This window comes from Piscinibacter sp., assembly GCF_047600445.1.
GTDB lineage: Bacteria > Pseudomonadota > Gammaproteobacteria > Burkholderiales > Burkholderiaceae_C > Piscinibacter.
Genome location: NZ_JASGKT010000001.1, coordinates 243,081 through 266,612 on the forward strand (window position 1 = coordinate 243,081; position 23,532 = coordinate 266,612).

The following is a 23,532-nucleotide window of genomic DNA, read 5'->3' on the forward strand; positions in this document are numbered from 1 at the left end:
CAGCATAGCCGCGCGCGGCGTCAGCCGGGCGGCGCCGCCATGCGCGGCAGCGAGAGCGTGGCGAGCGCCCCGCCGCCGTCGGCGTTGCGCAACGCGACGCGGCCATGGTGCAGCTCGGCGATCTCCTTGACGAAGGCCAGCCCCAGGCCGGTGCTCTTCTTGCCGGTGGCCGGGCGCGCCAGCGAATAGAACTTCTCGAACACGCGCTGGTCGGCGTAGTCGGGGATGCCCGGGCCGTGGTCGCGCACGCTGAGCTCGACGCTGCGCGGCCCGGCCCGCAGCGCCACCTCGATCGTGCCGTGGTCGGGCGAGAACTCCAGCGCGTTGGCCATCAGGTTGCCCAAGGCGCGGCGCAGCAGGAAGGCCTCGCCCTCCACCCAGGCCGTCTCGCCGGCGGCCAGCTCGACGCGCAGGCCGCGCGCGGCGCCGCTGGCTTCGGCGCTGGCCACCAGCTCCTCGAGCAGCGGGCGCAGCGAGAGCGACTCCACCTTGGGCAGGCGGCGCTGCTGTTCGAGCGCGGCCAGCTCCATCATGCGGTCGACCAGCTCCTGGATGCGCTGCGTCTCGCGGCCGATGTTGGCGACGAAGCGCTGCCGGTCGGCCTCGGGCATGCCGCCCTCCTGCATCAGCTCGGCCGCGCCCCGGATCGCCGACAGCGGGCTCTTCAGCTCGTGCGTCAGCGTCTGCACGTAGTCGGCCACGTAGTGGCGGCCGGCCAGCGCGTCGCGCATCTCGTCGTAGGCGGCGCCCAGCGTGCCGAGCGCGCGCCGGCCCAGGCGCGGCAGGCTGAAGCTGCGCTGCGAACGCACGTAGCGCGCGTAGTCGGCGACCAGTCCGAACGGCCGCACCAGCCACAGCAGCAGGATCAGCGCCAGCACCAGCACCGCGCCCACCGAGGTGGCGCCGACGACCAGCGTCTTGCGGCGCGCCGCGGCGACGAACTGGTTCAGGCTCTGCACCGGCTTGCCGACGCTGACCACGCCGACGATGCCGCCGCCGGCGTCGCGCACCGGCGCGGCGACGTACATCACCGAGCTGAGCTCGTCGCCCGCGATCGCCGGCGTGGTGCGCGCACGGTACTCGCCGGCCAGCGCGGCGCGCACGTCGCGCCACTGCGAGTAGTCCTCGCCCTCGCGCCGGCCGAGCGAGTCGAACACGACGATGCCGTCGCGGCCGATCACCAGCGCCTGCAGCTCGACGCCGGTTTTCTCGAAGTCGAAGATGCGCGCCGAGAAGCTGCGCGCGTAGACGCGGCGGAACACCGGGCGCAGCAGTTCGGCGTCGAGATGGCCGTCGGGGCTCGCCTGCTCGACCACGCTGGCCAGCAGGTGCGCGGTCTCGACCAGCGATTCCTCGGCCGACTCGCGGTAGCGCGGGTCGATGTCGGCCAGCAGCCGGTACATCAGCAGGCCGACGCCCAGCGCGTAGACGAGCAGGATGCCGACGAAGACGCCCGTTCTTTTCGTCACGGCGGCGCCGCCGGCAGGTCCTCGGCGAGCGCGTAGCCGCTGCCGCGGTGCGTGCGGATAGCCTCCAGCGTCGGCGCGACGGCTTTCAGCTTGGCGCGCAGCGTCTTGACGTGGGCGTCGACGGTGCGGTCCAGGCTCTCGCTGCGGGTGTCCCACACCTTGTCGAGCAGCACGTCGCGGCTGAAGACGTGGCCGGGGTGCTCGACCAGCGTCTTCAGCAGGCCGTATTCGTAGCGCGACAGCTCCAGCGGCCGGCCGTAGAAGCGGATCGTGCGCCGGCCCTCGTCGACCTGGAAGGGCAGCGGCGGCGTGCTCGGCGCGGCCGGCGCGGTCGCCTTGGCCGCGCGGCGCAGGATGCCGCGGATGCGCGCCACCAGCTCGCGCGGCGAGAAGGGCTTGGCGACGTAGTCGTCGGCGCCCAGTTCGAGGCCGACGACGCGGTCGATCTCGTCGGCGCGCGCGGTGAGGAACAGCACCGGCACCTCGCTGAAGCCGCGCAGGCGCCGGAACACCTCGAAGCCGTTCAGGTCGGGCAGCCCGACGTCGAGGATCACCAGCGCCACGCCGGCTTCGCGCAAGCGGGCCAGCGCCGCTTCGCCGCTGGCCACCCACAGCGGCTCGAAGCCGTCGGTGGCGAGCGCGTATTGCAGCGTGTCGGCGATGCCGGGCTCGTCTTCGACGATGAGGATCGTGGGCCTGCTGCCGGGCCGGGCGCCGGGCCGCTCCCAAGCCGGCCCGCATCCCCCCGGGGGATCGACCGTCGTGCCCGACGGGCGAGGGGCCGTCATTCGGTGGGCAGGAAACCGTCGATGGAGAGGTAGCGCTCGCCGGTGTCGTAGTTGAAGCCCAGCACCCGGCTGCCGGCCGGCAGCTCGGGCAGCTTCTGCGCGATCGCCGCCAGCGTCGCGCCCGAGGAGATGCCCACCAGCAGCCCTTCTTCCCTGGCGCTGCGGCGCGCCATCTCGCGCGCCGCCTCGGCCTCGACCTGGATCACGCCGTCGAGCAGCTCGGTCTTCAGGTTGGCCGGGATGAAACCCGCACCGATGCCCTGGATCGGGTGCGGGCTCGGCTTGCCGCCGCTGATCACCGGCGAGGCCGTCGGCTCGACCGCGAACACCTTGAGCTGGGGCCACTTCGCCTTCAGCAGTTGCGCGCAGCCCGACAGGTGCCCGCCGGTGCCCACGCCGGTGATCAGCGCGTCCAGCCCTTCGGGGAAGTCGGCGGCGATCTCGGCGGCGGTGGTGCGCAGGTGCACGTCGATGTTGGCCGGGTTTTCGAACTGCTGCGGCATCCACGCGCCGGGCGTCGCGGCGACCAGTTCCTTCGCGCGCGCGATCGAGCCGTTCATGCCCTTCTCGCGCGGCGTCAGCTCGAAGCTCGCGCCGTAGGCCAGCATCAGGCGGCGCCGCTCGACGCTCATGCTGTCGGGCATCACGAGGACCAGCTTGTAGCCCTTCACCGCCGCCACCATCGCCAGGCCGACGCCGGTGTTGCCGGAGGTCGGCTCGACGATGGTCGCGCCGGGCTGGAGCGCGCCGCTGGCCTCGGCGGCCTCGACCATGGCCAGCGCGATGCGGTCCTTGATCGAGCCGCCCGGGTTGGCGCGCTCGCTCTTGATCCACACCTCGTGCGAACCCGGCACGGCGCCGAACAGGCGGTTGATGCGGATGTGCGGCGTGTGGCCGATGGTGTGCAGGACGTTGGCGGCGCGCATGGCTGCTCTCCTCGGAAGATCGCGGAATTATGGGCGCGATAATCCGCGCCATGTTTGCGCCGCTCCAGAACGACAGCTTCCTGCGCGCCTGCCTGCGCCAGCCCACCGAGCACACGCCCGTGTGGCTGATGCGCCAGGCCGGCCGCTACCTGGCCGAGTACCGCGAAACGCGCGCCAAGGCGGGCAGCTTCATGGGCCTGGCGACCAACACCGCCTTCGCCACCGAGGTGACGCTGCAGCCGCTGGAGCGCTACGCGCTGGACGCGGCGATCCTGTTCAGCGACATCCTGACCGTGCCCGACGCGATGGGCCTGGGCCTGAGCTTCGCGATCGGCGAGGGCCCGCGCTTCGCCCACCCGGTGCGCGACGAAGCCGCCGTGGCCAAGCTCGCCGTGCCCGACATGGACAGGCTGCGCTACGTGTTCGATGCGGTGACCTCGATACGCCGCGCGCTGAACGGCCGCGTGCCGCTGATCGGCTTCTCGGGCAGCCCGTGGACGCTGGCCTGCTACATGGTCGAAGGCGCCGGCTCGGACGACTACCGGCTCGTCAAGACGATGCTGTACCGCCGCCCGGACCTGATGCACCGCATCCTCGAGATCAACGCCGACGCGGTGGCGCTGTACCTGAACACGCAGATCGAAGCCGGCGCGCAGGCGGTGATGGTGTTCGACAGCTGGGGCGGCGTACTCGCCGACGGCGCCTTCCAGGAATTCAGCCTCGCCTACACGCGCCGCGTGCTGAAGCAGCTCAAGCGCGAACATGCCGGCGCGCGCATACCGCACATCGTCTTCACCAAGGGCGGCGGGCTGTGGATCGAACAGATCGCCGCGCCGGTCGACGGCGTCGGCCCCGACGTGGTCGGGCTGGACTGGACGATGAACCTGGCCGCAGCGCGCAGGCTCACCGGCGACCGCGTCGCGCTGCAAGGCAACCTCGACCCCAACGTGCTGTTCGCCGACGCGCCGCAGATCCGCGCCGAGGCCACCAAGGTGCTGGAGAGCTTCGGCGCGCCGCGCAACGCCCAGGGCGGCTACGGCGGCCACGTCTTCAACCTCGGCCACGGCATCAGCCAGCACACGCCGCCGGAAGCGGTTTCGGTGCTGGTCGACACCGTGCACGAGGTGTCGCGGCGCATCCGCGCCGCCTGAGCACGCCGCCGGTGCTGCCGCTGCGCGTGAGTGAACGCTCAGGGCTTGACTTATCCCCAAAATTGGCGTCGTGTCTCGCCGGCCGGCGCCGTGTTGCAGCGCGTCACGCCGAATCCAGCGCCATGACGCAAGTCATTGATTTGATTGATTGTTTCATCCTGCTGCGAAAGCAGGCAAAGAACCGCTGGCCTCGGCGCATCAAGCAGTTAGCGCGGCTTTGGGCAGGTTCTGCACAAAGTTATCCACAAGCAGCGTGGAAAGTCCGGAAAGTCTCGGAAAATCAGCCACTTGCCGGCGCTCCTTCAGAGTCGGTCGAGATGTGGCGGCCAAGTTCGCGCCGCCGTGCAGCATGGCCGTGATGCAGCGCGTGAAGGTGGCCGTCGAGGCGCCCCAGCACGCCGGGCTGGAGCACACGCTGGACTACCTGAGCGAGCAGCCACTCGCGCCCGGAACCTTGGTGCGCGCGCCGCTGGGCAAGCGCGAGCTGCTGGGCATCGTGTGGCCGGGCGAGCCCGGCGCCTGGGCCGAGAGCGAGCTCAAACCGCTGGCCGCGGTGCTGTCGGAGCTGCCGCCGCTGGACGCGGCGTGGCGGGACCTGGTGGCTTTTGCATCTGCTTACTATCAGCGCGGCCTGGGCGAGCTGGCGCTGTCGGTGCTGCCGCCGGAGCTGCACAAGCTCGACGCCAAGCAGCTCGCGCTGCGCCTGCGCAAGCTGCACAAGGCGCTGGGCGACGCGCCAGCCGCCGCCGCCGAGACGCCGCCGCCGCCCAGCGCCGAGCAGGCCGAGGCGCTGGCGCAGCTCGACGCCACGCCCGTCGCCACGCCGGTGCTGCTGCACGGCGTGACCGGCAGCGGCAAGACCGAGGTCTACCTGAACGCCGCGGCGCGCGCGCTGGCCGCCGGCCGGCAGGCGCTGGTGCTGGTGCCCGAGATCAACCTGACGCCGCAGCTCGAAGCGCGCTTCGCGGCGCGCTTCGCGGGCCGGCGCATCGTCTCGCTGCACAGCGGCCTGACGCCGGCGCAGCGGCTGCGCGGCTGGCTGGCCGCGCACCTGGGCCTGGCCGACCTGGTGCTGGGCACGCGGCTGGCGGTGTTCACGCCGCTGCCGCGGCTCGGGCTGATCGTCGTCGACGAGGAACACGACCCGTCGTACAAGCAGCAGGAAGGCGCGCGCTACTCGGCGCGCGACCTGGCCGTCTACCGCGCCCGGCTGCAAGGCGCGCGCGTGCTGCTGGGCTCGGCCACGCCCTCGCTGGAGAGCTGGCAGCGCGCCAACGAAGGGCGCTACCGGCGCCTGGCGCTGCCCTCGCGCATCGGCGGCGCGCTGCTGCCGCGCGTGCGCCTGGTCGACATGGGCCAGCAGCCGAAGGATCGCGGCGGCGCGGCGCTCTCGCCGCCGCTGCTGGCGGCGATCCGCGAGCGCATCGCGCGCGGCGAGCAGAGCCTGGTGTTCCTGAACCGGCGCGGCTACGCGCCGGTGCTGCACTGCGCCGACTGCGGCTGGAAGAGCGGCTGCCCGCATTGCAGCGCCTGGCGCGTGTTCCACAAGCTCGACCGCACGCTGCGCTGCCACCACTGCGGCTTCACCGAGCGCGTGCCGCGCGCCTGCCCCGACTGCGGCAACCTCGACATCGCGCCGATCGGGCGCGGCACCGAGCGGCTCGAAGAGCAGATCGGCACGCTGCTGGCGGCGCCCGACGGCACGCAGCCGCGCATCGCGCGCATAGACGCCGACAGCACGCGGCTCAAGGGCGCGCTGGAGGCGCAGCTAGGCGCGGTGCACGCCGGCGAGGTCGACGTGCTGGTGGGCACGCAGATGGTCACCAAGGGCCACGACTTCCGCCGCATCACGCTGGTGGCGGCGGTGAACCCCGACAGCGCCCTGTTCAGCAGCGACTTCCGCGCGCCCGAGCGGCTGTTCGCGCTGCTGATGCAGGCGGCCGGCCGCGCCGGGCGCTCGGCCGAACACGCGCAGGCCAGCGAGATGTGGGTGCAGACCTGGCATCCGCAGCACGCCCTGTACGCCGCGCTGCGCCGGCACGACTTCGCGGCCTTCGCACAGGGGCAACTGGAGGAGCGCGAAGCCGCCGGCCTGCCACCCTTCGCGCACCTGGCGATGCTGCGCGCCGATGCCAAGCAGGCGGAAGTGGCGCAGGGCTTCCTGGCGGCAGCCGCGGAACTGGCCGCCGCGCTGCCGGGCGCCGACGCGCTGAGCGTCTACGCGCCGGTGCCGCTGCCGGTGGCGCGCGTGGCCGGCGTGGAGCGCATGCAGATGCTGCTGGAATCGGCCTCGCGGCCGGCGCTGCAACGTTTTCTCGCCGCCTGGGTGCCGGCGCTGCACGGGCTGCGCCGCGCGCACAAGGTGCTGCGCTGGGCGATCGACGTGGATCCCTTGTCGATCTGAGCTCAGCCGCGCAAGGGCCGCGACACGTCGGCCAGCAGCAGCGTCGCCTTGACCAGATCCTCGACCGCTTCGGCCAGGTCGGCGGGCGGCTCCAGCGATTCGATCTCCTCCAGCAGGTCGTCGGCGTCTTCCAGGTCCTCGGGGTCGAGATGGCGGTACAGCAGCGCCAGCGGCTCGCGCAGCGTCGCTTCGTCCAGCCCCATCAGCGCCGGGAAGAATTCCATCGCGGTGGCGAAGCCGGCCACCCAGCCGACCACCGCCTCGCTGGGCGTGGCGTCTTCGCCGTCCAGCTCGAACACCCAGGGGTCGAACCACTGGCGCGCCTGGATCGCCGCGTCCAGCTCGGCGTGGCGGCGCCGCACCAGCGTGTGCAGCCGGCCCGTGTCGAAGCCCGGCGGCAGCGCGCGGCCGTCGGCATCGGCCACGTGCGCCAGCCAGGCCGCCTCGGCGATGCGGCGCGGCTGCAACAGCACGCCGCACAAATAGCCGTCGAGCGCGCTCACGTCCAGCGGCTCGAAAGGCGCCGGCACGGCGTCGAGCCGCTGCTGCAACTCGCCGATCTCGGCTTCTGTGAGCGCTCGCTGCGCGGCGGCGCGAGGCGCGCGGCGGGGGAAGGGTCGGTGCGTGGCCATGCGCGGATTGTGCGGCGCGCGCCGGACGCGCTGGGCGGATCGCCATGCGCTCTATCCCTGCCCCACGTCTTTGGGATGGCCGGACGGCGCGGCCGCTCCTAGAGTCACGCGCATTGCTGTCACACGGGATCCGCGAGGATCGCGCGCTCAAAAGTCCGCACGCCCGCAGCAACAGGGCGAGAGACTGGCACCCGTCCCAACGACGTCCTTACTTGAGGACTTGACACAGCCCACCTGCGATGCAGGTGGGCTCTTTTTTGTCCTCGGCCGACAGTTGCGCCAGCAGGCAGGGCCCGGCGTCGGCGACGGCGGCCAGATGGGTGTCGTCGACCAGCGGCGCGGCCGTGGCAACGACGGCGCCCGACAAGGCGGCGGCGATGGCAATGAGTGCTTTCATGGAACCCTCCCGGCGTGCCCGACAGGCCAATCGTTGTAGAACGCGCAGGCAGGCCAGTCTGTCGACCGGCCGCGCACGCCGCTGTAGGACGATGCCGCTACCGTTTCGGAGACACGATCCCATGAATGATGCTTTTCCCCCCGCCCCCGCCCTGCTGCCGATGACGCAGATCCGCGTCGAGGTCGGCGCGCTCGTCAGCCTGGGTGCCGCGCCGGCCGGCGAGCGGCGCTACGTGCCGCTGGGCGGCGGCACGGTGCGCGGGCCCGAGCTGAACGGCACGCTGGTCGAAGGCGGCATCGACTGGCAGGTGGCGCGCGGCGACGGCGCGCTGGAGATCGCCGCGCACTACGTGATCCGCGCCGACGACGGCGCGCTGATCGAGGTGCGCAGCGACGGCCTGCGCCACGGCCCGGCCGAGGTGATGGCGCTTCTCGCGCGCGGCGAGGCGGTGCCGCGCGACGCCTACTTCTTCCGCACGCTGATGCGCTTCACCACCGGCGCGCCGGCCTGGGCGCACCTGAACAAGGTGATGGCCATCGCGGTCGGCCAGCGCGAGGCGCGCGCGGTGCTGCTCGACGTCTACCGCCTGAGCTGACGCTTCGACAGGCTCGGCGCGAACGGGCGTTCAGGTGCCGACCGGGCCGCCGTCGCGGCGCCGGATCGCCACCGTCGCCGAGCGCGGCCGGCCGCCGAAGGGCCAGCGCGAGAACCTGTTCGGCTCGTCGGGGTCGCTGCGGTCGCCGGGCGTCTCGCCGGGGTGCTGCACGTTGACGAACATCGTGCGGCCGTCGGGCGTCATCGTCGCGCCGGTGATCTCGCAGTTCACCGGGCCGGTGAGGAAGCGGCGGATCTCGCCCGTCGTGCGGTCGCAGGCCAGCATCTGGTTGTTGCCGATGCGCGCGAGCTCGCCCTGGTTCATCTGCGAAGCGTGCGCGTCGGTCTGGATCCACAGCACGCCGCGCGCATCGAGCATCAGGCCGTCGGGGCAGGCAAAGATGTCGCCGCGGATGCTGCCCCGCGCCTCGGCGCGTGCGTTGGCCGGGTCGCCGGCGAGCACGAGGTGGTCCCAGCGCATCGTCAGGCCGTCGAAGTCGCCGTCTTCGCGCCAGCGGATGATCTGGCCCATCACGTTGTTGGCGCGCGGGTTGGCGGCGTCCACGCCGGGCTGGCCCGGGCCGCCGCGCGCGCTGTTGTTGGTCAGCGTGCAGTAGACCTCGCGGCGCTGCGGGTCGATGGCCAGCCACTCGGGGCGGTCCATCTTGGTGGCGCCCAGGGCGTCGCTGGCCTGGCGCGTCTTGACCAGCACCTCGCCCTGGTCGGCAAAGCCGTTGGCCGCCGTCAGCGGCCCCTGGCCGTGCACCAGCGGCAGCCAGCGGCCGCCGCCGTCGGCGTCGAAGCGCGCCACGTACAGCGTGCCGTGGTCCAGCAGTTCGCGGTTCGCCTGCGCTTTTGTCAGGTTCCCGCCGCCCGGCGCGATGCGATCCCGGCTGACGAACTTGTAGATGTACTCGAAGCGCGCGTCCTCGCCGGAGTAGACGACGGCGCGGCCGTCGTGCGTCGTCGCCACCCAGGCGCCTTCGTGCGCGGCGCGGCCCAGCGCGGTGCGCTTGACGGGTGTGCCGGCCGGGTCCATCGGGTCGATCTCGACGATCCAGCCGAAGCGGTGGAACTCGTTGGGATGGCGGCGCGCGTCGAAGCGCTCGTCGTGCTCGCCCCAGCGGTAGAAGCCGCGCTTGCGCAGGCCCCAGCGGCGCTGGTCGGGCGTGATCGCCTCGCCGCCGTCGAAGTAGAAGACCCAGTTCTCCTCGCCGGACAGGTAGGTGCCCCAGGGCGTCATGCCGGCGGCGCAGTTGTTCAGCGTGCCCAGCACGCGGCGGCCTTCGGGGTCGGCCGCGGTGCGCAGCAGCGCATGGCCGGCCGCCGGGCCCTGCACCGCGAAGGGCGTGGACGCGGTGAAGCGGCGCGCGTGGCGCGAGGGCCGCACCATGCGCCAGCGGCCCTGGTGCAGCTCGACCTCGATCACCGCGACGCCGTGCGCCGCCTGCGCCTTTTGCACCTTCTCGGCGCTCCAGGTCTTCAGGCCGTCGGGGTACAGCAGTCCGTCGTCGACGTACTCGTGGTTCATCACCAGGAGTCCATGCGTGCTGCTGCCTTCGAGCGGGAAGAAGTGCATGCCGTCGTGGTGCATGCCCATCTGCAGCGCCTGCTCGGCGGCGGTGTTGGACGCATCCTCGCGCCACGCCGGCATCGCGCCGGGAATGCCCACCGGCTCGCCCCAGGGCGCGATCACCTCGGCGACGTAGCCCTCGGGCACCCGCACGGCATCGGCGCTGCTCGCGGCGATGCCCTGGAAGCCGAGCAGCGGGCCGCCGGACGACGCGCCCGCGCAGCCGGCCAGCCAGGGCGCGAGCGCGCCGCCGACCAGCGCGCCGAGGCCGCCGTGCAGCCACTGCCGCCGCGCCGGATCGGACAGCGCGTGGATGCTCGGGTTGCCCGAGCGGTTGCTGTCCTCCATCGCGTCGAAATCCTTGGCCATCGCCCGCCGCGCCCCTCAGAGCTTCTCGGTCTCGCCGCTGCGCGGCTGCCACTTCATCAGGCGCCGCTCGATGCGTCCGACCGCCGCGTCGAGCGCCAGCGCGAAGGCCGTCAGCACCAGGATGCCGGCCATCACGGTGTTGATGTCGAAGGCGCCTTCGGCCTGCAGGATCAGGTAGCCGACGCCGCGCGACGAGCCGAGGTACTCACCCACCACCGCGCCGACGAAGGCCAGCCCGACGCTGGTGTGCAGCGAGCTGAACACCCAGCTCGTCGCGCTGGGCAGGTAGACGTGGCGCAGCAGTTGCCGCGAACTCGCGCCCAGCATGCGCGCGTTGGCCAGCACCACCGGGCTGACCTCCTTGACGCCCTGGTAGACGTTGAAGAACACGATGAAGAACACCAGCGTGACGCCCAGCGCCACCTTGCTCGCGATGCCCAGCCCGAACCACACCGCGAAGATCGGCGCCAGGATCACGCGCGGCATGCTGTTGGCCGCCTTGATGTAGGGGTCGAGGATGGCCGCGGCCATCGGGCTGAGCGCCAGCCACAGCCCGAACACCAGGCCGAGCGCGGTGCCGATGCCGAAGGCGAGCACGGTCTCGACCAGCGTGACCCACAGGTGCTGGTAGATGTCGGCGTTGGTGAAGAACCAGGCGACCATGCGCTGCAAGATCACCAGCGGCTCGCCGAAGAAGAAGGCGGCCTGGCGATCGTTGTCGAACACGAAGGGCGGGACCAGGCCGGGCTTGGTCAGCAGGTGCCACAGGCCGAAGACCGCCAGCAGCACGGCGAGCTGCCAGGCGCGCAGGTTGCCGGGTCTCGGCTTGATCAGGTTCCAGACTTTCATGCGGCAAGCTGCTGCTGGTAGCCCTTCAGCACCTCGTCGCGCAGCACGCCCCAGATCGCCTGGTGCAACTCGACGAAGCGCGGCGTCGCGCGCACCTCGGCCACGTCGCGCGGGCGTTCGAGATCGACCGTGAATTCGCCGATCGGCCGCGACGCCGGCCCGGCGGAGAGCACCACCACGCGGTCGCTCATCGCGATCGCCTCGTCGAGGTCGTGCGTGATGAACAGCACCGCCTTCTTCTTCGCCGCCCACAGGGCGAGCACCTCGTTTTCCATCAACTGGCGCGTCTGGATGTCGAGCGCCGAGAAGGGTTCGTCCATCAGGATGATGTCGGGGTCGAGCGCGAGCGTCTGCGCCAGCGAGGTGCGCTTGCGCATGCCGCCGGAAAGCTGGTGCGGATAACGGTCGCCGAAACCGCCGAGGCCGACGCGGCGCAGCCATTCCTGCGCGCGCTCCTTCGCATCGGCCGCGCCGCGGAACTCCAGCCCGGCCATCACGTTGCCCAGCGCGGTGCGCCAGGGCATCAGGCTCTCGGCCTGGAACATGTAGCCGGCGCGCGCGTTGATGCCGGACAGCGGCGCGCCGAACACCTCGACCGTGCCGCCGGACGGCGCGAGCAGCCCGGCGGCGACGTTCAGCAGCGTGCTCTTGCCGCAGCCGGTGGGGCCGACCACGCTGACGAACTCGCCGGCGCCGACGTTCAGGGTCACGTCGCGCACGGCGGTGTAACGCTGCGTCGCGTCGTGGCGGTCGACGAAGGTGCAGCCGACGCCGCGCAGCGACAGGGCCGGCGCGCTCATCCCTTCGGGTACTGGGTATTGGCCTTGCGCACGAAGTCGTTGGTCCACGCCGCGCCGAGGTCGAACTTCACGTTCTTCAGCGTGTCGTCGATGCTCTGCAAGGCGCGCACCGCGGTGGCGGCGCCGGCTTCGGGAATGAAGCCGTCGGGCGAGAGCGCGCCCTTGGCGGCCATGAAGGCGTCGATGTAGACGGCGCGGTCGCCCAGCAGGTAGTTCTCGGGCACGGCCTTGATGATCTCGCCCGCGCCGGCGCCCTGGATCCAGCGGTCGGCGCGCACCAGCGCGTTGGCCAGCGCCTGCACGGTGGCCGGGTGCTTGTCGATGAAGGCCTGCGGCGCGTACAGGCAGGCGGCCGGCATCGGCCCGCCGAACACCTTGTCGGCCTCGGCGACGATGCGCGTGTCGGAGATCACCTTGAGGTCGCCCGAGCGCTGCAGCAGCGTGATCACCGGGTCGAGGTTGCTGATCGCGTCGATCTGGCCGGCGCGCATCGCCGCCACCGCGCCGTTGCCGGCGCCCACGCCGACGATGGACACCTCGCTGGGCTTGATGCCGGACTTGGCCAGCACGAAGTTCGCCATCACGTTGGTCGACGAGCCCGGCGCGGTGACGCCGATCTTCTTGCCTTTCAGGTCGGCCAGCGTCTTGTAGTTCGGCAGCGTCTTCGGGTTGACGCCCAGCACGACCTGCGGCGCGCGCCCCTGCAGCACGAAGGCGCGCAGCGCCTGGCCCTTGCTCTGCATGTTCAGCGTGTGCTCGAAGGCGCCCGAGACCACGTCGGCGCTGCCGCCCACCACGGCGCGCAGCGCCTGCGAGCCGCCGGCGAAGTCGGCCACGGTCACGTCCAGGCCCTCGGCCTTGAAGAAACCCTGCGTCTCGGCGATGGTCAGCGGCAGGTAGTACAGCAGGTTCTTGCCGCCCACCGCGATGGTGAGCCTGGGTTTCTCGAGCGGCTGCGCGCGCAGCAGCGCGGGCGCGGCGACCAGGGACGACGAGGCGGCGATCAGCAGGGTGCGGCGTTGCATGGCGTGCGGAAAGAAGCGGTTGGGCCGCGCCGATTCTGGCGCAGCGGGCCGCGCCGCGCAGCCGGGCAAAGCCCGACCGTAGAATGATTTTCGATGAAGCCTGCCCGCCTCGCCGGCCTCGCGCTGGCGCTTGCCGCCTGGGGCGCGGCGGCCCAGACCGCCGCGCCGCCCGCGCCACCGCCCGCCGAGCCGGCCGATGCGCCCGGCGGCACCACGCCGTCGCTGTCGGCGCGCAAGGTCTACGAGCAGGCGCGCTCTCAGCTCGTGCAGATCCGCACCGTGCTCAAGGGCCGCGCCAGCCAGACCTCGGTGGGCTCGGGCTTTTTCGTCACGCCCGAGGGCCACCTCGTCACCAACTTCCACGTCGTCAGCCAGGCGGCGCTCAAGCCGGAGCGGCACGACCTGGTCTACGTCACCGCCGACGGCCGCGAGGCGCCGGTGAGCATCCTCGCCATCGACGTGCGCCACGACCTGGCATTGCTCAAGGCCGGCGACGCCGGCGCGCCCGGTATCGGCCGCTTCGACGCGCTGGCGCTGCGCCCGGCCGCGCGCGTGCTGGCGCAGGGCGAGCGCATCTACTCGCTGGGCAACCCGCTGGACGTGGGCTTCGCGGTGATGGAGGGCAACTACAACGGCCTGGTGCGGCGCAGCTTCTACCCGCAGATCTTCTTCGGCGGCGCGCTGTCGGGCGGCATGAGCGGCGGCCCGGCGCTCGACCAGGACGGCCAGGTGATCGGCGTCAACGTGGCGCGCCGCATCGACGGCGAGCAGGTGAGCTTCCTGGTGCCGGCGCCCTTCGTCGCCGCGCTGCTGGCGCGCGCCCGCGACGGCGCGCCGCTGAAGACGCCGGCGCATGCCGAGGTGGCCGCGCAGCTCACCGCGCACCAGGCCGAGCTGACCGAGCGCTTCGTCGCGCAGGGCTGGAAGCCCGACACCCACCCGCGCTACCGCGTGCCGGTGCCGCAGGACGGCTTCATGCGCTGCTGGGGCGGCAGCGAGGCCTCGCGCACCGGCGGGCTCGACCTGGAGCGCTCGGACTGCGTGATGGACACGCACATCTTCGCCGGCGAGTTCAACACCGGCGCGATCAGCGTGCGCCACGAGAGCTACGACGGCAGCAAGCTCGGCGCGCTGCGCTTCGCCGCGCAGCACGGGCAGAGCTTCCGCAACGAGTCGTTCACGCGGCTGCGCGCCGACCTGCAGACGCGCCCGCAGTGCCACGAGGACTTCGTCGACCGCGACGGCCTGGTGCTGCGCGCGGTGGTGTGCCTGCGCGCCTACAGGAAGCTGCCGCAGCTCTACGACGTGGCGGTGCTGGTGGCCACGCTGGACCAGCCCTCGTCGGGCGTGCAGGGCCGCTTCGACGCGCAGGGCGTCAGCTTCGCCAACGCGCAGCGCCTGGCGCGCCACTACCTCGATGCCTACCAATGGGTGAAGAAGAAGTGAACGCGCCGCTGGCCATCGTCGAGGTGCTGGACCGCGACGGCCAGGTGCGCCACGCGCAGCGCGTGCCCTCCTGGCCGCTGAGCATCGGGCGCGCGCTCGACAACGAGCTGTCGCTCGGCGACCCCTACCTGGCGCCGCACCACTGCGTGATCGAGCTCGACGCGAACGGCCTGGGCCTGCGCGTGCTCGACAGCGCCAACGGCGTGCAGATCGCCGGCGCGCGGCACCTGCGCGCCGGCGAGCGCGAGGCGCTGGCCGACGGCGAACACGCCGTCGAGATCAGCGCCGGGCGCACGCGGCTGCGCCTGCGCCGCCCGGGCGACGCGCTCGCGCCCGAGCTGCCGCTGGCGGCCTCGGCCACGCTGCTGCGCCGCGGCGCGCCGGTGCTGGCGGCCGGCGCCGGCCTGGCGCTGGCGCTCGCCTTCGAGACCTGGCTGGCCAGCGACCCCGACGTGTTCCTGCGCACGCTGGGCACCACCGCACTGACCACGGTGATGGGCGCGGCGGTGTGGATCGGCCTGTGGGCGCTGCTGTCCAAGCTGTTCACGCGCCAGACGCACGCCGGCTGGCACCTGCGCGTGTTCCTGTTCTCGTCGCTGGCCTGGATGGTGGTGGGCGCGCTGCCGGGCGTGATCGCCTTCGCGCTGTCGTGGCCCTGGGTGTCGGACTTCGGCTTCATCGCCGGCTACGCGATCGGCGCGGCGGCGCTGTACTACCACCTGCTCGGCGTCGAGCCCTCGCGACCCAGGCTGATGCGCGGCGTCGCGGTCACCGCCTTCGTGCTCGGCACCGCGCTGACGCTGTGGAAGCAGGAGCAGCGCAACGAACGCCTCGGCGCCGAGCTGTACCTGAGCAGCTTCCAGCCGCCCGCGCTGCGCCTGGCCCGGCCGGTGCCGGCCGACAGGTTCGCAGCCGAACTGGCGGCGCTGCAGCCGCTGCTGGACAAGAAGGCCAAGGAAGAGAACGCCACCGAGAACGGAGCGAGCGATGACGAATGAAAGCACCGTGATCGTCACCGGCGGCAGCCGCGGCATCGGCGCCGCGGCGTGCCGCGTGCTGGCCGGGCGCGGCCACGCCGTGGCGGTGAACTACACACGCGACGCCGCCGCGGCCGAGGCCCTGGCGGCCGAGATCCGCGCGCGCGGCGGCCGGGCGCTGGCGATCCAGGCCGACGTGGCCGACGCGCAGCAGGTGGCCGCGCTGTTCGCGCGCGCCGACCGCGAGCTGCCGCCGCTGCGCGCCCTGGTCAACAACGCCGGCGTGGTCGACCTGCCGGCGCGCGTCGACGAGATGGATGCGGCGCGTTTGCAGCGCATGTTCGCGATCAACGTGTTCGGCAGCTTCCACTGCGCGCGCGAGGCGGTGCGGCGGCTGTCGACGAAACACGGCGGGCGCGGCGGCGCGATCGTCAACGTCGGCTCGGCCGCGGCGCGGCTGGGCTCGCCGGGGCAGTACGTCGACTACGCCGCCACCAAGGGCGCGATCGACACCTTCACGCTCGGCCTGGCGCGCGAGGTGGCCGCCGAGGGCGTGCGCGTCAACGCCGTGCGACCCGGCCTGATCGCCACCGAGATCCACGCCTCGGGCGGCCTGCCCGAGCGCGCCCGGCAGTTGGCCCCGCAGGTGCCGATGCAGCGCGCCGGCAACGCCGACGAGGTGGCGCAGGCCATCGCCTGGCTGCTGTCGGACGAGGCGAGCTACACCACCGGCGCGATCCTCGACGTGTCGGGCGGGCGCTGAGGCTCGGCTCGGAGGGCGCGCTCAGCGGCTCGCCCGCAAGCCGTTGACGTACACCGAGCCGCCCGCTCTTCGGATCGACCACGTAGCTCAGCAACTGGCGCCGGTTGCGGCCGGCGCCGGGCGGCAGCAGCGAAACGTGCAGCCAGCCGGAGTTCGGGCCTTTGCGCGGGTCGTAGCACTCGCAGATGATCTGGTCGAAGTCGTCCAGGTGCGTGCTGGCCCAGCGCGCCAGCTCGAGCGTCGGCTTGGCGACGATCTCGACGTCGCAGGCGCGCCCTTCGGTGTGCTGGCTGGTCGAGATCCAGCTCGAGGGCTTGCCCTTGAGCGAGCGCTCCAGCGCCTGCGAGCGGTACACGCTGTTCGGCGTGAGGCCGCCGAAGGCCTCGCGGATCGGGTCGAGCACGCGGCGCGCCAGGTGCACGGCGCTGCGCAGCACCTTGTCGTCGTGGATGCGGTTGTCGATGCGCTGGCGCACGGCGGTCTCGCTGACCGTCAGCTCGTAGAGGCGGAAGTGCTTCGCGATGCGGTCCTGCGGGTCGAGCTGGTCGACGCGCAGTTGCGCGAGCGGCGCGCTGGAGAGGTCTCGTCCGGCCATGGGCGCGTCTCCGTCGATCACATCGCGCGCCGCAGCGCGCCCAGCGCGTCGCGCACGGCCTTGGGCCAGCGCGCCTCGTGCTCGTCGGTCATCTCGACGAGGAAGTCGACGTGCTCCTGGATCGAGGCCAGCTCGCGCGGGCTGGCGCCGCGCGCGAAGGCCGCGGCGTACAGCTCGGCGGCGCCGGCGGCGAGCGCGGCGTGGTCGGCGTCCGCGTCGTCGGCGGCCAGCAGCAGCCGCAGCACCTGCAGGTCGCCCAGCCCGCTGGCCAGCCACAGCGAGGGCGACTCGGCCAGCCGCGCGCGCGTCGCGCCGGCCTGGCGCTCGGTCATCTCGGCCAGCGCGGCAAGCCAGTCGCCGGCGGCGCGCTCGGCGTCGAGGCGGCGCAGCAGCAGGCAGGCCACGGCCCAGTTGTTGAAGGCGTAGACCTCGTCGGCGCCGCGGTCGAGCACGCTGCGGTAGTACTGCGCCATGTTGAGCAGCGCCTCGACGCGCGGCCGGCCCGACTGCACCCAGGCCAGGCGCTTGCACGCGCTGCCCAGCAGCAGCAGGCGCTCGTCGGTGGTGGCGCGCGCGTTGATGGCGTCGAGCTGCACCAGCGCGCGCTCGATCTGCTCGGCCAGCGCGGCGCGGCGCTCCTGCAAGGCCTCGGCCCGCATGTCGCCGCCGCCGGCGCGCAGCGCCGCCCAGGCCCGCGCCGCCAGGCGCACCTGGTAGTTGGCGTGTTGCTCGGCGGCGCGCACCGGGCAATCGCCCTCGCCGGCGTGCAGCGCGCGGTCGAGCCACTCACTGGCCTCCTCGAACAGCCGGCCCTCACCCCAGGCGAAGCCGACCGCGGCGCACACGTCGGCACGCCGCATCCAGGCGGCGCGCGCCGTCTCGGGCACGCGCGCCAGCAGCGCGTCGACGCGCTGGCGCAGGTCGCGCGAGATCGCCTCCTCGTCGCGCTCGCGGCGGCGCCCGACCATGCTGATCGCCTCGGCCAGGTTGTCCAGCTCGGTGACCAGCTCCGACGGCGCGAAGAAGGCCGGCGGCGCGGCGCGCTCCAGCCCCTCGGCCTCGCGCACCAGGCGGAAGCCCGGGTCGCCGTAGCACTGGTAGGCGCCCCAGGTGTTGACGCCGGGGTGCGCGCTCCAGGTCTCGGCGCGCGCGCGGCGCACCGCCTCGCCGAACTCGGCGCCGGCCAGCATGCGGCCGTAGAAGGCCTCGGCGAAGGTCAGCGCGGCCGCGTCGTCGACCGCCCAGCCGGCGCACACCACGGCGCGCACGCCCATGCGGATGAACTCGACGCCCAGGTTGGCGGCGAGCCGGTTGAACTGCGCCGCGCCGGCGCCGGTGTTGCCGAGGTGGCAGCAGTTGATGAACACCAGTTCGGGCACATGGCGCATCTGCTTCACGTCGCCCGGCGTCAGGAAGGTGTCGCGCCCGATCACCATGCCCGAGACCTTGCGGCTGCGCTTGAGCGGCACCGCCAGGCGGCCGTCGGCCAGCTCCACCGGCGCGGCGGCCTCCTCGGCCACGCCCTCGTCGACCACGAACTCGTGCTCGCCGTGGCCGGCCAGGTGCAGCACGCGCCAGGGGCGCGCGTGCAGGCCGTCGACGATCTCGGTGGCCTGCGCGTCTATCGCCTCGCCGGCGTAGTAGCCGGCGCGCGCGAACAGCTCGCGCACGCGCTCGGCCTCGCGGCGCGCGCCGGGCAGGTCGGGGAACAGGTTCCAGCCGTTCAGGTCGGGGTTGCCGACCACCAGCACGGTGTTCTCGAAGGCGTGCAGCGGCTCGACGCGGTACTCGCTGCTCTTCAACTGGCGCACGAGCCCGGCGCTCACGGCCGGCGGACGGCCCTGGTGGCTCCAGCGGTCTTCCAGCAGTTCCCAGGGGAAGCGCGCCGCCGCCTCGTCGAGCAGGATCACGATGGCGCGCTGGTCGGGCGAGCTCTGCTTGAGGCGCTGCGGCAGCAGCATCTCGAACAGCGTTCTCGAGATCTCGCTGCTCGCCGTCGCGCTGCCGCAGGCCTGGGCGATGAAGCGGTCGGCCAGGCGAAGCTGCCCTTCGGCGAGCGACTCCTCGGCGCGCGCGCGGTCGCCGGTGGTGATGAAGCGCAGGCAGTCGGCCTTGCGGTCCTCGGTGACCTCGATGCGCTGCCACCACGATTGGTCGGCGTCGAAGCGGCTGCGCCGGCGGCGGCCCTCGCCGGCGATCACCGTGCCGTCGCGCCATTCGATGCGCGTGCCCAGCTCGGCGCTGGCGACGAGCATCGACAGCTCCTTGGCGGCGGCGATGGCGAGGTCCTCGTACAGCTCGATGAACTCGACGTGGTCGATCAGCACCTGCTGGTCGAGCTTGGCGTCCTCGAGCTTGCGGTTCGCGGCCAGCGCGCCGCGCAGCAGCGCCTCGAGCGAATCGCGCAGCGCCAGGCTGTTGGCGCCGGTGCCGACCATCAGGCAGCAGACGCTGGCGTTGAAGCGCCCCGGCGGCGCGGCGATGCGCGCCGTCGCGCGGTAGGTCTGCAGGCGCAGCGCGTATTCGAGCAGCGCGTCGCGCGCGCCGGTCTCCAGCCGCGTCGGCGACAGCTCGCCCACCTGGCCGAGCCCGACCACGAGCGCGCCCATCGGCTGGCGCGCCGGGTCGTCGTTGAAGAACACCGCGTGCGTGCCGTGCGGGCCCGGATAGAGGCCGAGGTCGCGGCGGCGCGACAGCGGACCCTGCGACTGCGCGCCCTGCATCTGCCGGTCCAGCGCCTCCTCGGCGCTGACGATGGTGTCGCCGGTGTAGTGACCCACCAGCACCGGGTAGCGCGCGTAGCGCAGGTCGCCGTGGCGGATGCTGACGCGCAGCGGCGCGGAGCGCACCTGCGCCGCGCCGCGCCGGCGCGGCCGGGCGCCGCCGAAGCCCAGGCCGCGCAGCGCGGCGGCGTCGGGCAGGTCGTCGGCCGGCGGCAGCGGCGGCAGCACGAAGCGCTCGGGCGGCGCGCCCGCGGCGCGCGCGCGCAGCGGCGGCGTCTGCGGCAACTGGTCGGTCTTGCCGGTCAGCAGCAGGTCGACGTAGCCGCGGAAGATGCGCCGGTCGTCGGCGTTGCTGCACAGCTCGTCGTGGCCGGTGTCGGGCGCATACCAGGTGGGCACGTCGGCGAGCCGGCCCGAGGCCCAGCTCACCGTGCCGTCGCCCTCGCGCGTGGCGATGAAGCGCAACTGCTTGCGCGCGAAGCCGAACTCCTCGTCCACGACCTCGTGGCCGATCACCGTGGCGCCGCGGCAGCCGGCCACGTAGACCATGCGCAGCGGATCGGCCGGCGCGGCGCGCAGCAACTGCCAGGTGGCGGCGGCCTGGCGCAGCACGGCGTCGTCGATCAGCGGGAAGCGCGCGGCCAGCTCGCTTTGGAGCTGCTTCCAGGCCGACAGCCGGCCCCAGGGGCTGGCCTCGTCGAAGGGCAGCAGCTCGGCCAGGCCGGGGTAGCGGCGCACGATGTCGATCACGCCGTCGCTGCCGCGCGTGAAGTCGAGCAGCGCGAGCTTGGCCTGCGTCGGGTTGGTGCCGGTGAGCCAGCGCACCGCCTCGTGCGAGCCGAGGTTGGGCGTGCCCAGCATCAGCAGCCGGCTGCCCGGCAGCGCGTTCATGCGCCGCCACGCCGCCGCGCCGGCGCCGCCGTCGGCGATCATCGCGCGCGCCACCAGCCCGCCCATCGAGTGCGCGACGAGGTGCACCGGCTGGCGCGTGCGCTCGGCCTCGGGCAGCAGGGCTTCGAGCCGCAGCGCGAGCCGCGCCGCCGCCTCGCGCACCGACAGCCGCCAGTCGTAGGGAAAGATCTCGACGCGGTGGGTGCGCGTCAGGTGCTCGATCAGCGGGCCGTAGAAGTCGTCGAGCAGGTCGGTCGGGCGCACGTCGGGCGCGTCGATGGCGATCTCGCCCAGGCCGCCCTTGAGCAGCGCGAAGTACTCCAGCCAGATCGCGCGGTCGCGTGCCGACAGCGCGCTGCCCATCGTGCCGGGCAGCAGCACGGCGATCGGCCGCGGCGTGCTCACCGAGCGGCTGGCGCGCAGCGCCGAGCGCCAGCGCGGCTCCTCGTGCGGCGCCTCGGCCAGCGGCGCGAAGCCGGCGTCGCTGCCGTCCTCGCGCGCCAGCGCGTCGGCCAGCCAGTCGAGCGACTTCCGGTTCGTGAAGTAGCGGAAGTGGTTGACCTGCTCGCCCTCGTCGCGCCGCCAACGCGCCGCGCCGCCGCTGCGCGCGATGCCGCCGAGCATCGAGCCGGTGTTGACGACGAGGTCGTGGTCGCTGCCGTAGAACCAGTCGAGCGCGAGAACCTTCAACTGCCCGAACAGGCCCTTGCCCTGCACGTCGCCGCAGATCACGCTGAGGTCGGCGCTGGTGCTGAGCTGCGGCAGGTGCAGCAGCCGCGTCAGCGCCGAGCCGGGCATCATCGCCTCGACGCCGGGCAGCGTGCGCGGGTCGGTGCGCTGCTTGACCACCGCGAGCAGGAAGTCGGCGCTGCCGCCGATCAGCCCGTCGCCGGTGAGGAAGTTGATCACCGACAGCCAGCGGTCGAGCCGCCCCGAGGCCAGCGTGGTGCCGCGCGCCGGGCAGGCCACGCGCACGAAGCGCTGCACCTGGATGCGCTTGGCGTCCAGCGTCTCGATCAGCTCGGCCAGCAGCGCGCGGTCGGCGGCGTAGGCGGCGTCGCGCGCCCGGGCCTCCTCGCCGTCGAGTTCGCCCAGCCCGAGCTGCGCGGCCATCGTGCGGTCGGCCGCGAACAGCGTGCCCAGCAGCTCGGCGCGCAGCGGGTCGTCGGCCCGGTTGCGGCCGGCCAGGCACAGCAGCTCGCCGACCAGCCCGCCGCGCGAGTGCGAGACGACGTGCAGCCGCGCGCCCGCCGGCAGCTCGCGCGCCAGCTCGAGCGCGTTGCGGATCGGGCTGTGCGTGAGCGTGCGGTGCTCGAAGGCATAGGCCTCGCGGCCGTAGCGGCGCCGCAGGCCCTCGCGCAGCGCCGCGGCGGCGCGGCCGCCCTCGTCGCCGCCGTCGGCCCACAGCGCGCCGAAGCTGCCGCCCACGCGCGACATCGTGCCGTGCAGGAACAGCAGCAGCGGCCGGTCGGCGGCCAGCGTCGCCGGCCCGGCGCCGTCGGCGATGCGCTCGAGCGCCGGCGCGGCGTCCAGCGAGACGCGGAACAGCCCCGGCGCCGTGCCCGCGGGCAACTGCAACTGCCGCAGCTCGAACTTGTCGCCGATCACGCGCGCCGACTTGGCCGCCACGTCGACGCCGAAGAACTCCAGCACCTTGATGCCGATGCCGACCATGCCGCGCTCGGCGCCGGCCGGCGCCTCGTCGCTCGCGCCGGAGACACGCGGCGCCGTGTCGATCTCCCAGGCCGGCGCTTCGCCGCCGCGCGTCGCCGCGGGGCTGCCGCGCTCGCGCAGCAGCTCGTCGGCGCGCATCCACAGGCGCACGCCGTTTTCGTACTCGACGCAGGCCACGTCGTCGGGGTGCACCTCCACCCGCGCCGCGCCGCCGGCGGCATCGCGCGAGGCCGCGCCGACGCGCACGCGCCGGGCGCTGCGCAGCCTGACCTCGTCGCCCGAGGTCGCCAGCGGCTGCGCCGCGCCTTCCTCGACCGCGCGCAGCGCCAGCGTGGGGGCTGCCTCGTTCCTGTTCTTCGTGCTGCGGGTGGCCATGCGTGCTCCTGCGAAGGGAGTCGATGACAGCACCGAAGACGAAGCCGGGTCAACCCCTTGGAGCGCGCCGCCTCAGCGCCGCCGCGTCTCGCAGCCCGCCGCGCTCAGCCACGGGTCGCGGTCTTCGCCGCCGAAGGCCTTGACGAGGAAGTCGACGAACACCCGCGTGCGCGCCGGCACGTGCTTGCGCGTCGGCATCGCGGCGTACAGCACGGCGTCGAACAGCCGCCACTCGGGCAGCACGCGCTCCAGCACGCCTTCGCGCAGCGCGTCCTCGGCGACGAAGGACGGCAGCCCGGCGATGCCCAGGCCGTGCAGCGCCGCGGCGTAGAGCAGGTCGACGTGGGTGGTGCCCAGCAGCGGCCGCGGCGTCGACAGCGACACCGACTCGCCGCCCGCGGCGCCGTCGCCGTCCTCGCCGCGCACGAAGCTCACTTCGCGCAGGAAGCTCGGCAGCATCGCGTCGTGGTCGACCAGGTCCTCGGGATGCTGCGGGCGGCCGCGCCGGTCGAGGTAGGCCGGCGACGCGCAGGCCACCACCTCGGTGCGCGCGAGGCGGCGCGCGACGAAGTTGCCGTCCAGCGCGCGGCGCGATACCGACAGCAGCGTGACGTCGAAGGCCTCGTCCATCGCCTCCACCGGGCCGGGCGCAGTCAGCTCGATGGTCACCTTCGGGTACTGCTCGTGGAAGGCCGGCAGGTGCTTGGCGAGCTGGTGCACCGCGAAGGCCGGCGTCGCCAGCACGCGCAGGTGGCCGCGCGGCTCGCTGGCCGCGCTGCCGGCCAGCGCCTCGGCCTCCTCGATCTCGGTGAGGATGGCGCGCGCACGCTCCAGGTAGGCCTCGCCGATGTCGGTCAGCGCGAGGCGGCGCGTGGTGCGGTTCATCAGCCGCGCGCCGAGGTGCTCTTCGAGGTCGGCGACCAGCCGCGTCACCACCGCCGGCGAGAGGTTCATCTCGCGCGCCGCGGCGGCGAAGCTGCCGGCGTCGATCACCTTCACGAAGGCGCGCATCGAGTGGAGTCGGTCCATAGGATTGTTTCCAAATCAGCAATTCCGTATTTGATGATACGTACTTTATTGATCGAAGTGAAATACCTACAGTTCATCCCAT

At 73.0% G+C, this 23,532-nt stretch carries 18 protein-coding genes and 1 pseudogene; 7 read left to right on the forward strand and 12 right to left on the reverse strand.

Annotated elements, in window-relative coordinates; all coding sequences use genetic code 11:
• Positions 1-20 precede the first annotated feature (20 nt).
• The 3 genes from creC to cysK are packed head-to-tail and all read right to left on the reverse strand — an operon-like array spanning position 21 to position 3,183.
• Positions 21-1,469, reverse strand: coding sequence for a two-component system sensor histidine kinase CreC (gene creC, locus QM792_RS01150; protein ID WP_415147338.1), 1,449 nt, complete (start codon positions 1,467-1,469; stop codon positions 21-23).
• Positions 1,466-2,257, reverse strand: coding sequence for a two-component system response regulator CreB (creB, locus tag QM792_RS01155; protein WP_415147339.1), 792 nt, complete (start codon positions 2,255-2,257; stop codon positions 1,466-1,468). Before creB ends, creC begins: the two co-directional genes overlap by 4 nt.
• Positions 2,254-3,183, reverse strand: a complete 930-nt coding sequence (cysK, locus tag QM792_RS01160) for a cysteine synthase A (protein WP_415147340.1) — start codon at positions 3,181-3,183, stop codon at positions 2,254-2,256. Before cysK ends, creB begins: the two co-directional genes overlap by 4 nt.
• A 50-nt stretch (positions 3,184-3,233) precedes the next feature.
• Between cysK and hemE the strand changes: the two genes are divergently transcribed.
• From hemE to QM792_RS01175, 3 genes are all read left to right on the forward strand, one after another.
• Positions 3,234-4,334, forward strand: coding sequence for a uroporphyrinogen decarboxylase (gene hemE / locus QM792_RS01165; protein ID WP_415147341.1), 1,101 nt, complete (start codon positions 3,234-3,236; stop codon positions 4,332-4,334).
• Positions 4,335-4,456: 122 nt separating this feature from the next.
• On the forward strand, positions 4,457-4,693 hold the full coding sequence (locus tag QM792_RS01170) for a hypothetical protein (protein ID WP_415147342.1): 237 nt from the start codon (positions 4,457-4,459) through the stop codon (positions 4,691-4,693).
• Positions 4,684-6,738, forward strand: a complete 2,055-nt coding sequence (locus tag QM792_RS01175; RefSeq protein WP_415147887.1) for a primosomal protein N' — start codon at positions 4,684-4,686, stop codon at positions 6,736-6,738. The genes QM792_RS01170 and QM792_RS01175 overlap by 10 nt, the downstream gene beginning before the upstream one ends.
• A gap of 2 nt (positions 6,739-6,740) precedes the next feature.
• Here the strand turns inward: QM792_RS01175 and QM792_RS01180 are convergent, their stop codons facing one another.
• A complete protein-coding gene (locus QM792_RS01180; RefSeq protein WP_415147343.1) occupies positions 6,741-7,370 on the reverse strand; it encodes a YecA family protein in 630 nt (209 codons plus the stop codon).
• Positions 7,371-7,578: 208 nt separating this feature from the next.
• Positions 7,579-7,767, reverse strand: a complete 189-nt coding sequence (locus QM792_RS01185; protein ID WP_415147344.1) for a hypothetical protein — start codon at positions 7,765-7,767, stop codon at positions 7,579-7,581.
• Positions 7,768-7,888: 121 nt separating this feature from the next.
• Here QM792_RS01185 and QM792_RS01190 point away from each other — a divergent pair, with 121 nt between their 5' ends.
• Positions 7,889-8,362: a DUF3237 domain-containing protein gene (locus tag QM792_RS01190; RefSeq protein WP_415147345.1), complete on the forward strand. Its 474-nt coding sequence runs from the start codon at positions 7,889-7,891 to the stop codon at positions 8,360-8,362.
• A gap of 30 nt (positions 8,363-8,392) precedes the next feature.
• Here QM792_RS01190 and QM792_RS01195 read toward each other — a convergent pair whose 3' ends face one another.
• Genes QM792_RS01195 through QM792_RS01210 form a run of 4 tightly spaced genes read right to left on the reverse strand, consistent with a single transcriptional unit; the run spans position 8,393 to position 12,977 of the window.
• Positions 8,393-10,303, reverse strand: coding sequence for a PhoX family protein (locus QM792_RS01195; protein ID WP_415147346.1), 1,911 nt, complete (start codon positions 10,301-10,303; stop codon positions 8,393-8,395).
• 15 nt (positions 10,304-10,318) lie between these two features.
• Positions 10,319-11,152, reverse strand: coding sequence for an ABC transporter permease (locus QM792_RS01200; protein WP_415147347.1), 834 nt, complete (start codon positions 11,150-11,152; stop codon positions 10,319-10,321).
• A complete protein-coding gene (locus tag QM792_RS01205) occupies positions 11,149-11,952 on the reverse strand; it encodes an ABC transporter ATP-binding protein (RefSeq protein ID WP_415147348.1) in 804 nt (267 codons plus the stop codon). Before QM792_RS01205 ends, QM792_RS01200 begins: the two co-directional genes overlap by 4 nt.
• Positions 11,949-12,977 (reverse strand): ABC transporter substrate-binding protein, encoded by a 1,029-nt coding sequence (locus tag QM792_RS01210; protein ID WP_415147349.1) that lies wholly within the window; start codon positions 12,975-12,977, stop codon positions 11,949-11,951. Before QM792_RS01210 ends, QM792_RS01205 begins: the two co-directional genes overlap by 4 nt.
• A 93-nt stretch (positions 12,978-13,070) precedes the next feature.
• On the opposite strand from QM792_RS01210, the gene QM792_RS01215 reads away from it, so the two are divergent.
• The 3 genes from QM792_RS01215 to QM792_RS01225 are packed head-to-tail and all read left to right on the forward strand — an operon-like array spanning position 13,071 to position 16,163.
• Complete coding sequence (locus QM792_RS01215; RefSeq protein WP_415147350.1) at positions 13,071-14,423, forward strand: S1 family peptidase; 1,353 nt, start codon at positions 13,071-13,073, stop codon at positions 14,421-14,423.
• Positions 14,405-15,421, forward strand: coding sequence for an FHA domain-containing protein (locus QM792_RS01220; RefSeq protein ID WP_415147351.1), 1,017 nt, complete (start codon positions 14,405-14,407; stop codon positions 15,419-15,421). Before QM792_RS01215 ends, QM792_RS01220 begins: the two co-directional genes overlap by 19 nt.
• Positions 15,411-16,163, forward strand: a complete 753-nt coding sequence (locus QM792_RS01225; RefSeq protein ID WP_415147352.1) for an SDR family oxidoreductase — start codon at positions 15,411-15,413, stop codon at positions 16,161-16,163. The genes QM792_RS01220 and QM792_RS01225 overlap by 11 nt, the downstream gene beginning before the upstream one ends.
• Positions 16,164-16,431: 268 nt before the next feature.
• Here the strand turns inward: QM792_RS01225 and QM792_RS01230 are convergent.
• The 3 genes and pseudogenes from QM792_RS01230 to QM792_RS01240 all read right to left on the reverse strand — a co-directional run.
• Positions 16,432-16,758, reverse strand: a pseudogene (locus QM792_RS01230) (hypothetical protein); the annotation flags it as partial.
• Positions 16,759-16,775: 17 nt separating this feature from the next.
• Positions 16,776-22,421: a CHAT domain-containing protein gene (locus tag QM792_RS01235; RefSeq protein WP_415147353.1), complete on the reverse strand. Its 5,646-nt coding sequence runs from the start codon at positions 22,419-22,421 to the stop codon at positions 16,776-16,778.
• 72 nt (positions 22,422-22,493) lie between these two features.
• The gene (locus QM792_RS01240; RefSeq protein ID WP_415147354.1) at positions 22,494-23,450 is read right to left on the reverse strand and encodes a LysR substrate-binding domain-containing protein; all 957 of its coding nucleotides are present in this window, start codon (positions 23,448-23,450) and stop codon (positions 22,494-22,496) included.
• Positions 23,451-23,532 lie beyond the last annotated feature (82 nt).